The 12459-nt window shown below is 69.2% G+C and carries 11 protein-coding genes and 2 pseudogenes; 2 read left to right on the top strand and 11 right to left on the bottom strand.

Annotation, left to right across the window (positions count from 1 at the left end):
* From E8D38_RS26820 to E8D38_RS26780, 9 genes are all read right to left on the bottom strand, one after another.
* The coding region (locus E8D38_RS26820; RefSeq protein ID WP_181179505.1) for an NAD(P)-dependent oxidoreductase at positions 1-498 on the bottom strand (498 nt) is incomplete at its 3' end.
* Positions 499-524: 26 nt separating this feature from the next.
* On the bottom strand, positions 525-1319 hold the full coding sequence (locus E8D38_RS26815; RefSeq protein ID WP_140637340.1) for an HpcH/HpaI aldolase family protein: 795 nt from the start codon (positions 1317-1319) through the stop codon (positions 525-527).
* 26 nt (positions 1320-1345) lie between these two features.
* Entirely contained in the window at positions 1346-2305 is a 960-nt protein-coding gene (locus E8D38_RS26810) for a 2-hydroxyacid dehydrogenase (RefSeq protein ID WP_140637339.1), read from the bottom strand.
* A gap of 26 nt (positions 2306-2331) precedes the next feature.
* Positions 2332-3312 (bottom strand): Bug family tripartite tricarboxylate transporter substrate binding protein, encoded by a 981-nt coding sequence (locus tag E8D38_RS26805; protein WP_140637338.1) that lies wholly within the window; start codon positions 3310-3312, stop codon positions 2332-2334.
* A 45-nt stretch (positions 3313-3357) separates the two neighbouring features.
* Complete coding sequence (locus E8D38_RS26800; protein WP_140637337.1) at positions 3358-4464, bottom strand: SMP-30/gluconolactonase/LRE family protein; 1107 nt, start codon at positions 4462-4464, stop codon at positions 3358-3360.
* 31 nt (positions 4465-4495) lie between these two features.
* Positions 4496-5821: a glucarate dehydratase gene (gudD, locus tag E8D38_RS26795; RefSeq protein ID WP_140637336.1), complete on the bottom strand. Its 1326-nt coding sequence runs from the start codon at positions 5819-5821 to the stop codon at positions 4496-4498.
* A 24-nt stretch (positions 5822-5845) separates the two neighbouring features.
* Positions 5846-6802 (bottom strand): Bug family tripartite tricarboxylate transporter substrate binding protein, encoded by a 957-nt coding sequence (locus E8D38_RS26790; protein WP_140637335.1) that lies wholly within the window; start codon positions 6800-6802, stop codon positions 5846-5848.
* 248 nt (positions 6803-7050) lie between these two features.
* On the bottom strand, positions 7051-7773 hold the full coding sequence (locus E8D38_RS26785) for a FadR/GntR family transcriptional regulator (protein WP_140637334.1): 723 nt from the start codon (positions 7771-7773) through the stop codon (positions 7051-7053).
* 83 nt (positions 7774-7856) lie between these two features.
* Positions 7857-9152 (bottom strand): S1C family serine protease, encoded by a 1296-nt coding sequence (locus tag E8D38_RS26780; protein WP_181179503.1) that lies wholly within the window; start codon positions 9150-9152, stop codon positions 7857-7859.
* A 76-nt stretch (positions 9153-9228) separates the two neighbouring features.
* Between E8D38_RS26780 and E8D38_RS26775 the strand changes: the two are divergent.
* Both E8D38_RS26775 and E8D38_RS26770 read left to right on the top strand, forming a co-directional pair.
* Positions 9229-9711, top strand: a pseudogene (locus E8D38_RS26775) (SDR family oxidoreductase); the annotation flags it as partial.
* A 97-nt stretch (positions 9712-9808) separates the two neighbouring features.
* Positions 9809-10927: a serine hydrolase gene (locus E8D38_RS26770; RefSeq protein ID WP_246099716.1), complete on the top strand. Its 1119-nt coding sequence runs from the start codon at positions 9809-9811 to the stop codon at positions 10925-10927.
* Between the two features lies 1 nt (position 10928).
* Here E8D38_RS26770 and E8D38_RS26765 read toward each other — a convergent pair whose 3' ends face one another.
* Positions 10929-12245 (bottom strand): glycerate kinase type-2 family protein, encoded by a 1317-nt coding sequence (locus E8D38_RS26765; RefSeq protein WP_140637332.1) that lies wholly within the window; start codon positions 12243-12245, stop codon positions 10929-10931.
* Positions 12246-12336: 91 nt separating this feature from the next.
* A pseudogene (locus tag E8D38_RS29215) lies at positions 12337-12459 on the bottom strand (2-hydroxy-3-oxopropionate reductase); the annotation flags it as partial.

The raw sequence follows: 12459 nt of genomic DNA, 5'->3' as shown, positions 1-12459 counted from the left end.
CTGTCCGTCTCCGTTGCCCCCCACCAGCGTGATGTTCTTGCCCATCAGCTGGAACAGCGGCAGCACCTTGTCGAACGCCCCTTGCGGGCCGCCCACCATGATGGTCAGCGACGCCGCCTTCGCCCCCACCTCACCGCCCGACACCGGCGCGTCCAGGTAGTCGCAGCCGATCTCGTTGATCCGCCGCGCAAACGCCTTCGTCTCGATCGGCGAGATCGAGCTCATGTCCACCACGATCTTGCCCTTCGACAGGCCCGCGGCCACGCCGGTCTCGCCGAAGAGCACGGTCTCGACGTCGGGGGTGTCGGGCACCATGGTGAACACGATGTCCGATTGCCGCGCCACCTCGGCGCCGCTGGCGCAGCGCCGGGCCGAGGTGGCCGCGATCGCCTCTGGCAGCTCGCTGCGGGTGTGCACATGCAGCTGGTGGCCCGCTTCGATGAGGTGCAGCGCCATCGGCGTGCCCATGATGCCGAGGCCGATGAATCCGATGTTCATGTGAGATCTCCTGCTTTCATTCGACTTCAATAGGAATCCGTCGCCTTGGGCGGCGGCGCCAACCCTGAGCGCATGCGCGCCATCACCGCCTGGGCGCCCGCGGCGATGAGCCGCGCGTCGGAGCTGATGGTGACGAACTGGAAGCCCTTGGCGATGCGGCCCAGCGCCGCCTCCGGCGTGCCGTTGTGGATGCCGGCCACCACGCCATGTGCCTTGGCCCGCTCGACGATGTGATCGATGGCCTGCGCCGCCTTCGGGTCCACGTCGTCGAAGGTCGGCCTGCAGCCGAGCGAAAGCGACAGGTCCGACGGCCCGATGTAGATGGCATCCAGCCCCTCGACCGACAGGATGTCGTCGAGGTTGTCGAGCGCCTGCGCGGTCTCGATCATCGCGAAGCGCACGATGGTGTCGTTGGCATGCTGCGGATAGTCGGCGCCGCCGTACAGCAGCGCGCGCACCGGGCCGAAGCTGCGCGTGCCGCGCGGCGCGTAGCTGGTGCAGGCCACGAACTTCTGCGCGTCTTCGCGGGTGTTCACCATCGGGCAGATGACGCCGTAGGCGCCTGCGTCGAGCGTCTTCATCAGGATGCCGGGCTCGAGCCACGGCACCCGCACCACCGGCACGGTGGCCGTGGTGGAAATCGCCTGCAGCATCGTGACCATGGCCTGGTAATCCACCACGCCGTGCTGCAGGTCGATGGTGAGGCTGTCCCAGCCCTGGTGGGCCATCGTCTCGGCCGAAAAGCTGTTCGGTATGGCCAGCCAGCCATTCACCGCCGCCCCCCCGCGCTGCCACAGCGCGCGCAAACCGTTTTCTCGCATCGTCAGGTCTCCAGCAGGCTGATTGATCAATCGGCGGACCACGGCACCGGCGTCTTCAGCCGGCCCGTCGTGAAAAAGCTGTGCAGGTTCTCGACCACCAGGTCGGCCATCGCGGCACGGGTCTCCTCGGTGCCGCTGGCGATGTGCGGGCACAGCACCACGTTGTCGAGCGCGAACAGCGCCTCGGGCACGCGGGGCTCGTCCGCAAAGACGTCGAGGCCCGCACCGGCGATGCGCCTTTCGACGAGGGCGAGCACCAGCGCCTGCTCGTCGACCACGCTGCCGCGGGCCACGTTGATCAGGAAGCCGTGGGGCCCCAGCGCGTCGAGCACGCCGGCATCGACGAGGTGGCGCGTCGAAGCCCCGCCGGCGGCGGTGACGACCAGGAAGTCGCACCAGCGCGCCAGCTCCAGCGGCGTGGCGTAGCAGGCGTGCGGGGAATCGGCCGCCGGCCGCGTGTTGCAGTAGCCCACCTCCATGCCGAATCCGCCGGCACGCCGGGCCACCGCGCGGCCGATGCGGCCCATGCCCAGGATGCCGAGCTTCTTGCCGCTCACCCGCGTGGCGATCGGAAAGCGCCGCCGGAGCCATTCGCCGCGACGCACGAAACGGTCGGAAGCGGCCACGCCGCGCGCCACGTCGAGCAGCAGCGCGAACGCCAGGTCGGCCACGCAGTCGTTCAGCACGTCGGGCGTGTTGCTCACCCGGATGCCGCGGCGGCGTGCCGCCTGCTCATCGTACTTTTCATAGCCCACGCCGAAGCCGGCGATGACCTTGAGCCTCGGCAGCGCGTCGATCAGCTCGGCACTCGCGCCCAGCGGCGCAGACGTGACGATGCCGTCGAACGACGCACCCTGTGCCGCCAGGAAGGCCTGCGGCTCTGCTTCTTCGTACAGGCGGTGCAGGTCGTAGGTTTCGGCCAGCCGCGCCTCGAGGGCGGCCTGCGGCAGCTTGCCGTTCACCAGCAATCGAGGGCGCGGGTTCATCGCTTCGCCTTTGGTTGTTCAGTGGTTCAGTTGACCTGCACGCCGCCCTGGGCCACGACCGCCGCCCAGTTCTTGCGCTCGCGCTCGAAGAAGGTGGCGAACTCCGGCGGCGTCATCGTGTACACCTCGGCCCCCTGCGACACGAGGCGCTCGCGCACTTCGGGCATGCGGATGATGCGGGTGAGCTCGGCCGCGAGGCGGTTCACCACCGCCGGCGGCGTGCCGGCCGGCATCAGCACGCCCTGCCAGGTGCCCGACTCGAAGCCCTTGACGCCCTGCTCGGCCAGCGTCGGCACGTTGGCCAGCAGCGGCACGCGGGTGGACTTGGACACGCCGATCACCTTGAGCTTGCCCGACTGCACATGCGGCAGGGTGGCCAGCATGCCGTTCATCAGCACCTGCGTCTGGCCGGCCACCGTGTCGCCGATGGCCTGCGAGCCGCCCTTGTAGGGGATGTATTCCCACTTGGCCTTGGTCGCCTTCTCCACCGCCACGCCGGCGAGATGGGGCGCGCTGCCGATGGCGGTGACGGCGAAGTCGATCTTGTTCTTCTGCGACAGGGCCACCAGCTCCTGCAGGTTGCTGGCCGGCACCGACGGGTGCACCACCAGCAGGTGCGGCGAGTAGGCCAGCATGGTCACGCCGCGCAGGTCCTTCGACGGGTTGAAGGTCAGCTTCGAATACACCGAGGGCGAGATGGCCAGCGCGCCGACGTCGCACAGCAGCAGCGTGTGGCCGTCGTTGGCCTTGGCCACGAAGTCGGTGCCGGTGTTGCCGTTGGCGCCCGGCTTGTTCTCCACGATGACCGTCTGCTTCAGTGCGTCGGACAGCGGCTGGCTGATGGCGCGCGCGATGATGTCCGACGAGCCACCCGGCGGATAAGGCACCACGAGGCGCACCGGCTTGGTCGGCCAGGCGGCCGCCTGGGCCAGCGCGGCGGGTGCGGCCAGAGCAGTGAAGGCGCAGGCCAGGGCGGTGCCGAGGGCCTTGCGGCGGTTCGATGTCATTGCAGTCTCCTTGTGGGTCATGCGGGTGAAGCTTCGGGCGCGCGTTCAGACAGCGCCGTGGCTTTCGACGTAAAGCGCATAGAGCGAGTGGCAGCTGGCCATGTAGAGCCGGTTGTTCTTGGGGCCGCCGAAGGTGAGGTTGGCGCAGCGCTCGGGCAGCCGGATGAAACCGATGGCCCTGCCTTGCGGGTTGAACACCATCACGCCATCCAGGTCCTCCGAGCGGCCGCGCAAGGGGTAGACCTTGCGGCCGTTCATCTCGACCGGCTCGGCCGCCAGCGCGCCGTTGCTGCCCCAGCCGCACCAGAGGTTGCCGTCGCGGTCCACCCGGAAGCCGTCGAGCGCGCCCTGGTCGGCCGCGTCGATGAACTTGGTCTTGTTCGAGACGCCGGTGCCGTCGGCGCTGACGTCGTAGCTCCAGATGCTGCGGTTGGGCGTGCCCTTCCATTCGACGACGTAGAGCTTCTTCTCGTCGGGGGAAAACGCGAGGCCGTTGGGATTGACGAGGTCGGTGATCACCGCGGTCACCTTGCCGTCGGGCGCGATGCGGTAGACGTTGGTGGTGGCCTGCTCGGGCTTGGCGCGCGAGCCTTCCCATTCGCCATTGATGCCGAAGGTCGGGTCGGTGAACCAGATGCTGTCGTCCGACTTCACCACCACGTCGTTGGGCGCGTTCAGCCGCTTGCCCTCGAAGCTGTCGGCCAGCACGGTGATTCGGCCGTTCGACTCTGTGCGCACCACGCGCCGCGTGACCGAGTGTTCGCACGTCACGAGCCGGCCCTGCCGATCACGCGTGTTTCCGTTGGCGTAGTTGGCATTGGCGCGGAAGACGGTGAAGGCGCCCGTCTTCTCGTCGTACTTCATGATCCGGTTGTTCGGTATGTCGCTCACCAGCAGGTAGCCGCCATCCGGGAAGTACACCGGCCCTTCGGCCCAGCGCATGCCGGAAGCCACCTGCTCCACCGTGCTGCTGTAGATGCGGTAGCGGGTGAAGCTGGGGTCGAGGACCTGGATGGCCGGGTCGGGGTAGCGCTGGTTGGGCGTGTACGGGAACGACTGGCCGAGCGCAGCGCCGCTGAAGGCTGCGAGGCCGGCGCCGGCGGCGGCGGTCAGAAGGCGACGGCGGTCCGCCTGGGGTTCTTCATGCTGCATGCTCTGTCTCCTTGGACGCGGCCGGTCGCGGTCAACGCACCATGCAAGGCCGCTTGGGGTCGAACTTCCAGCCCGGCACGAGGTACTGCATCGCGATGGCGTCGTCGCGTGCACCCAGGCCGTGTTCCATGTAGAGCCTGTGGGCGGCTTCGACCCTGTCCATGTCGAGCTCGATGCCCAGGCCCGGCTTCTTCGGCACCTCGACGAAGCCGCCCCGGATCTGCAGCGGCTCCTTCGTGAGGCCCTGGCCGTCCTGCCAGATCCAGTGGGTGTCGATGGCCGTCACCTTGCCTGGCGCGGCCGCGCCCACGTGGGTGAACATCGCGAGCGACACGTCGAAGTGGTTGTTCGAGTGCGAGCCCCAGGTGAGGCCCCAGTCGCGGCAGCTCTGCGCCACCCGCACCGAGCCGGCCATCGTCCAGAAATGCGGGTCCGCCAACGGAATGTCGACCGACTGCAGCGCCAGCGCATGCGCCATCTGCCGCCAGTCGGTGGCGACCATGTTGGTGGCGGTGGGCAGGCCGGTGGCGCGGCGGAACTCGGCCATCACCTCGCGGCCCGAGAAGCCTTCTTCGGCGCCGCACGGGTCTTCGGCATAGGCCACCACCCCGTGCATGTCGCGCATCAGGCGGATCGCGTCCTTCAACAGCCAGCCGCCGTTGGGGTCGAGCGTCACGCGGGCCTTCGGGAAGCGCTCGTGCAAGGCGGTGACGGCCTGTACTTCTTCTTCGCCGCGCAGCACGCCGCCCTTGAGCTTGAAGTCATTGAAGCCGTAGCGCTCATGGGCGGCTTCGGCCAGGCGCACCACCGCCTCGGGCGTCATGGCGACTTCATGCCGCAGGCGCGACCAGGCATCGGGCGCATCGGGCTCGCCCTGGTACGGCAGGTCGGTCTTGCGGCGGTCGCCCACGAAAAACAGGTAGCCCAGCATCTCGACCCGGTCGCGCTGCTGGCCTTCGCCGAGCAGCGCCGCCACCGGCAGCTCCATGTGCTGGCCCAGCAGGTCGAGCAGCGCCGACTCGACGGCAGTGACCGCATGGATGGTGGTGCGCAGGTCGAAGGTCTGCTGCCCCCGGCCGCCGGCATCGCGGTCGGCGAACCTGGCCGCCATCTGCTGCATCACCGCGCGGTGGTTGCCCACCGGCTGGCCCACCACGAGATGGCGTGCGTCCTCGAGGGTGGCGCGGATCTTCTCGCCGCCGGGCACCTCGCCCACGCCGGTGTGCCCGGCGCTGTCGGTCGCGATCACCAGGTTGCGGGTGAAGAACGGCGCATGCGCGCCGCTCAGGTTGAGCAGCATGCTGTCGCGCCCTGCCACGGGCACGACGCGGTACTGGGTGACGATGGGGGTGGACATGAACGCCTGCCTCTTGTGGTGTGTCTAGTCCGCGGTGATCTTGCCGGTCTCGATCACCTGCTTCCAGCGAGCGAACTCCTGCGCCTGGAACCTGGCGAACTGCTCCGGCGTGTTGCCCACGATCTCGAAACCCACCTCGGTGAGCTTGGGCCTCACCGCCGCGTCGTTGAGTGCCGCGACCAGGCCCTCGTGCAGCTTGGCGCGCACGTCGGCCGGCAGGCCCTTGGGGCCCACCACCGCCTGCCACGAATACACATCGACGTTCTTCACGCCCGACTCCACCAGCGTGGGCACGTTGGGCAGCAGCGCCGAGCGCCTGTCGCCGGTGACGGCCACCGCCCGCAGCTTGCCGGCGTTGATGTGCTGGATCACCGAGTTGATGTTCATGAAGCCCGCATCCACCACGCCGCCCAGCAGGTCGGTGATGGCCGGGGCGCCCCCCTTGTAGGGCACGTGCGAGCCGCTGGTGCCGGTCTGCTGCCAGAAGAGTTCTGCCGTCAGGTGGTCCGACGAGCCGTTGCCCGACGAGGCGAAGGTCATCTTGCCGGGGTTCTTCTTGTGGAAGGCCAGCACGTCGGCCACCGTCTTGTGCGGCGACGTGGGCGGCACCACCAGCACGTTGGGCGCCTGCACCGCCACGGTGATGAAGTCGAAGTCCTTCGTCGCTTCGTACTGCACCTGCTTGATGAGGTGGGGCGCGATCACCAGCGGCCCGAGCGAGGTGACCAGCAGCGTGTAGCCGTCCGGCGTGGCCCGCTTGACCTGCGCGGCGCCGATGGTGCCGGTGGCGCCGGCCTTGTTCTCGACCACGAAGGTCTGGCCCAGCCTTTCCTGCATCCGGGCCGCCAGCGTGCGGGCGATCACGTCCGACGAGCCGCCGGGCGGGAACGGCACGACCAGGGTGACGGGCTTGTCGGGCCAGGCAAAGGCCGGCGCGGCAAGGGCGAACGAGGCGGCCAGAGCGCAGATCAGCTGCTTCATGACGTTGTCTCCTGTCTCTCTCTCGGGGGTGGGAAGGCGAGCCGGGTGCTTCTTCTTTGCGGCACCTCGATTCGTTGTCAGTCATCGTACAACTGCGTTCATGCGAAGGCCATACGTATTCCTACTGGAGTTCGGGGTTGTCGCCCGCCGGGCGACAACCCCGCCGAGTGACCGCCGCGGATCCGGCTGCGCCGGGCGCGGGCGGTGCCTCTTGAGGTGGAGCGCCGCAGGCGCTACGGGGGTGGGCCCTACTCGCCAGCGGCGCGGCGGCGGCGCTCGCGGCTGTTGGCGAGGTGGGTGCGCATCGCGGCGCGGGCGGACTCGGCGTCCTGCGCGGCAATGGCGTCGAGGATGCTCTGGTGCTCGCGGTTCACGCCTTGCAGGTACTGGCGCCGCTCCTCGCTCCGGTCGGCCGGTGCGTCGAGCCGCGCACGCGGAATGATCGAGCTGCCCAGCGAGGCCATGATGTCGGCGAAATGCGGGTTCTGCGTCGCGCGGGCGATCTCGAGGTGGAACTGGAAGTCCGGCCCCACCGCATCGCGCCCCTGCTCGATGGCACGCTCGAACGCCTGCACCGCCGAGCGCATGTAGATGAGGTTCTGCTCGGTGCGGCGCAATGCCGCCAGGCCGGCCGCCTCGGTCTCGATGCCGATGCGCAGCTCCAGCAGCGCGATCACGTCGCGCAGCGTGGCCAGCTGCTCGGGCGACACGCGAAACGGTGCCGCATCACCCAGCCCCACCACGAAGGTGCCGATGCCGTGGCGGGTCTGCACCAGCCCCGAGGCCTGCAGCTTGGAGATGGCCTCGCGCACCACCGTGCGGCTCACGCCGAACTCGCCCATGATCTCGGCCTCGGTGGGCAGCTTGTCGCCCGCGGCCAGGGTCCCGTCGCGGATGCGGTCGCCCAGGGCGTCGACGAGTTCGAGGGCCAGCGAGCGGGGTTTGCGCAGGGCAGCGGGAGCGGAAGGCATGTCTAGGTTGTACGACAACTCATTCGGATCTGCAAGCCGACGGCTGCCGCCTCGTGCCGGGCGCCGCGCCGGCCGCTGCACCGCTATGGGGCCGGCTTTGCTTGCGCCGACGATGGATTGGCCCAGACCGCCAACCCGAGCCGGTCTACCGCGTCTTCGATGGGGATGAACAGGCCGATGCCCTCGCCTCCGCGCAACTGCGCAATGCCGATGACGCGACCATTGGCGTCGATCAGCGGCCCGCCGCTGTTTCCGGGATTGACCGCCACGTCGCTCTGCAGGAAGGGCACACCCTCCAGCACGCGCCGAGCGCTCACGACGCCGCGAGTCAACGTGCCGCTGAGCGTCTTGCCGAACGGCGAACCGAGCGCGTAGACCTCTTCTCCGACATGCGCCTCGTCCCTGCGCAGCGCGAGGGCGTCGAAACCCACGGGATCCGTGCGCAACAAAGCCACGTCGCGCTGCCTGTCGGTGCGAAGGACTTCACCGACAAGGTTGCGGCCGTCCGCCAGCCTCACACGCACGAACGCGGCATCGGCGACCACATGCCTGTTGGTCAGCAGGTAGCCGTCCCGGCTGACGTAGAACGCCGTGCCGGTGGCAGCCCCGCTTTCGATGGTGGCCACCGCCCCCAGCAGGCCGCCTGCAGAATGGCTCACCCCACCTGCCACGGTGCGGCCCACGTCCAGCTTGAGCGGCTCATACGCCTGCCTGGGCTGGTCGTCGTAGTTGCCGCCCGACTTGATGACCTCGACCAGCTTCGGATCGGCAAAGAGGTTGTCGACGATGGCTTCCAGAAAGTCGCCGTCGAACTTCTTCAACAACACCCTGGAGGTCTCTGCGTGGCTTGCCTCGATCGTGGTGGAGTAGACGACCTTCTGGCGCCGGCTCGAGAAGACTTCCCACTTGATCCTGGCGTAGGCCTGGCCCTTCACTTCACCGTCATCGCGGCAAACCCGATAGTCCCAGGCGAGCAGGGTCGCGCCCAGCTGGAATGCCGCCGCGCCCTTCTTGTCGTCGAACACGGACCTCGCATCGTTTGCCGCCCTGACCCCCAGGCGTACCGCTGCCTCGCGATACTTCTTCCCCAGGGAGGCGGAGAACCAGTTGTCGGCATCCTTCGAATACAGGAACGACACCCCGCCGGTGCAGAACAGGCCGTACTCGAATTTCCCGACGACGTCGTTGACCTCGATGCTGCTCTGCCAGGTGGTGAAGTCGACGGACTGCCCTTGTGCCACCGAGTCGAGCGGCTGAGGCACCTTGCGGGCCACCTGCAGCACGGGCTTGGACAGGTCCACGTCCCCGGCATTTGCGCCCACCGAAAAGAGGCTGGCAACGAACAGGACGGAGGCCAGCGGAAGGGTCGAGGACGGCATGGCTGACATCGGTTGGGATTCGACGAATCACTCAAGCAAGCGCTGAGAAGCGGCGCAGTTTACCTTTTGCAACGCCTGGGCCCGTACTCTGGGTGCCCGCGGCATCACCGTCAACGACGTGATGCCGGGTCTCACCGACACCGACATGAATCCGGCCACCAGCGAATTCGCCGCGCAGGCCCGCAACCAGGCGGCGCTCGGGCGTTATGCCGAGCCGCGCAAGATCGCCGACTTCGTGGCTTACCGCACCAGCGGAAGCCACACCCTCGCATGGTTCGGGCCACCAGCCTCGCTGACCACGCGCACATCGCTCACCGGCACGGCCCCGGGCCGCACATGCATGCGCAGGGTCACCCATCCCGGGCGCAGCATCAGCCCGTTGTCGGCCGGCAGCAGCTTGTCCATCGTCGGGCCGCTCGGCGGGCACCAATGGTCCTCGGCGGCGACGCGAGCTCGACATGGCAGGCACGAAAGGAAGAGGGGCGCCATGGTAGCCGCAGGCCCGCCCGACCAGCCGAAAGTCATGTCGCAGCTGGTTGCATCCTCGGGATCACCCTGAGCCACCCCCGGTACGCGGGAGAAACAGTCCTCTCCATTGATGACTCCCCCCGAATGAGCCATCGCCACCGGCCGCTGGTGGCGCTACATATGCGGCCATGCTGCTTCGACCTGCCGTCATCACCGCGTCCGCCATGAGCCTGCTGCTGGCGGCTGCGGTCGTGCACGCGGCGTCGGCCTCGGGCGACGTCAAGATCGGCTCGGCCCACGCGATCGTGGTGGACGAGGCCACCGGCGAAGTGCTCTTCGACAAGAACGCCGGCACCACCGCCCCCATCGCCTCGCTGACCAAGCTGATGACGGCGATGGTCGTGCTCGACGCGAAGCAGGATCCGCAGGAGGAGTTGCGCATCGAGGAGGCCGACACCGACCGGCTGAAGCACACCCGCAGCGGCGTGCCGGTCGGTGCGGTGCTCACCCGCACCGCCCTGCTCGAGCTGGCGCTGATGGCCTCCGACAACCGGGCCGCTGCCGCGCTGGCGCGCAACTACCCGGGGGGCCATGCGGCCTTCAACAAGGCGGTGCGGCGCAAGATCACCGCGCTGGCGATGACCAGCACCACGATCGAGGAGCCCACCGGCCTGTCGCCCCACAACGTGTCGAATGCGCAGGACATGGCCAAGCTGCTGCGCGCGGCGGCCGGCTATGCCGAGATCTCGCGCATCACCAGCCTGTACCGGCACACCACGCTGGTGAACGGTGAGCCCCGCGAAGTGCGCAACACCAACTGGCTGCTCGGCGAGCCGGGCTGGGAAATCCTGCTGTCGAAGACCGGCTTCACCCGCGAGGCGGGCCGCTGCCTGACCATGCGGATGCGCACCGGCGGCCGCACGGTGCTGATGGTGCTGATGGGCGCGGGCGGCTCTGCGGAACGCATCCTCGATGCGGTGAACATCCGCCGCTGGCTGGGCGGCGCGGCTTCGGCGCTCGGCATCGCGGCCGCACCGGCGGCGCCTGCAACCCGGCGGCTGGCCCACACGGCAAGACCTGCGGCACGCATCACGCCGATGCTCGTCGCGCGAGCCGGCGGCTACCGCCGGGGCGATGGCGCACTGCAACCCACGCCGGAGCAGCTGGCCGCGCTAGCCGCCGCCGCGGAGGCCGCCGAGTCGCAGGAAGGCGGCGGTGAAGAAGCCCCCGCCGAAGGTGACGCGCCCGTGGCCGAAGAGCCGGCGGCAATCGACACCACGGCGCCCGCCGGCGACGAAGGCGAGTGAACTACAGCACCAGCAGCGCGCGGAAGTCGTTCACGTTGGTGAACGTGGGGCCGGGCACCACCAGGTCGTCCAGGGCGGCGAAGAAGCTGTAGACGTCGTTGCGGTCGAGGAACTCCCGGGCCTTGAGGCCGCGGGCCGCCGCCCGCGCCAGCGTGTCGGGCGACACGATGGCGCCGGCGTTGTCTTCCACGCCGTCGATGCCGTCGGTGTCGGCTGCCAGCACCCACACCCCCGGCTGCCCCTGCAGCGCGATGCAGCAGCCGAGCAGGAACTCGCTGGCGCGTCCGCCGCGGCCGCCCTTGTGCTTCACGGTGACGGTGGTTTCGCCGCCCGACAGGATGACGCAGGGCCGCGCGAAGGGCTGGCCGTGCCGGGCCACCGCGCGCGCGAGCGCCGCATGCACCTTGCCCACCTCGCGCGACTCGCCTTCGATCTCGTCGGACAGGATATGGGCCGCGATGCCGGCCTGCCGCGCGAGCGCCGCAGCGGCTTCGAGCGACTGCTGCGGCGTGGCGATCATGTGGACCTCATGGCCGGCAAACACCGGGTCGCCCGGTTTGGGCGTTTCGAATGCGCCGCTCTCGAGCCCGGCGCGCGCGGCCGGCGGGATGTCGATGCCGTAGCGCTGCAGGATGGCCAGGGCATCGGCGCAGGTGGTGGCGTCGGGCACTGTGGGGCCGCTGGCAATGACGGCCGGTTCGTCGCCGGGCACGTCGGAGATGAGCAGCGTGACCACCCTGGCCGGCGCGCACATCGCGGCCAGCCGGCCGCCCTTGATGGCCGACAGGTGCTTGCGCACGCAGTTCATCTCGTCGATGGCCGCGCCGCTTTTCAGCAGGGCCTTGTTGACGGCCTGCTTCTCTTCGAGCGTGATGCCTTCGGCCGGCAGCGCGAGCAGCGCCGAGCCGCCGCCCGAGACGAGGCACAGCACGAGGTCGTCGGCGGTGAGGCCCCGCGTGAGTTCGACGATGCGCTGCGCCGCGCGGCGCCCGGCTTCGTCGGGCACCGGGTGGGCCGCCTCGACGACCTCGAGGCGCGCCCTGCCCTGCTGCTGCAGGGCCTTGTAGGCGGGCGGCACATGGTCGTAGCGGGTGACCACCAGGCCGGAGATCGGTGCGTCCTGCGGCCACAGCGCATGGACCGCTTCGGCCATCGCACCGCCGGCCTTGCCGGCGCCGAGCACCAGCGTGCGGCCCTTGGGGGGCTTGGGGAGGTGCGCAGCGATGCTGTGGGCAGGCAGTGCGCGCTGCACCGCGGTGTCGTAGAGCGCGCGCAGGAATTCGCGGGGCTGGGTTTGAGGCGAGGGAATGGGCTTCATGCGCGGATCATCGCAAACGAGGTCTCGGGTGCCCATCAGCAGTCTCCACACTCGGGCGGGTCGATAGGCGCCGCCTCGCTCTGCAGCAGCCTCACCCCTGCGCCACCTCGTGCGCCGCCATCAGCTCCAGCGCCTTCACCAGCGCCGAGTGATCCAGCTGCCCCCAGCCCTGCGCCGCGCACGCCTGCATCAGCTGCGCCGCCCCCGCCGTCTG

Source organism: Methylibium rhizosphaerae (genome assembly GCF_006386545.1).
GTDB classification, from domain to species: Bacteria; Pseudomonadota; Gammaproteobacteria; order Burkholderiales; family Burkholderiaceae_C; genus Pseudorivibacter; species Pseudorivibacter rhizosphaerae.
The sequence above is the reverse complement of the archived record's forward strand: the minus strand, read 5'-3'. Positions and strand labels throughout refer to the sequence as shown.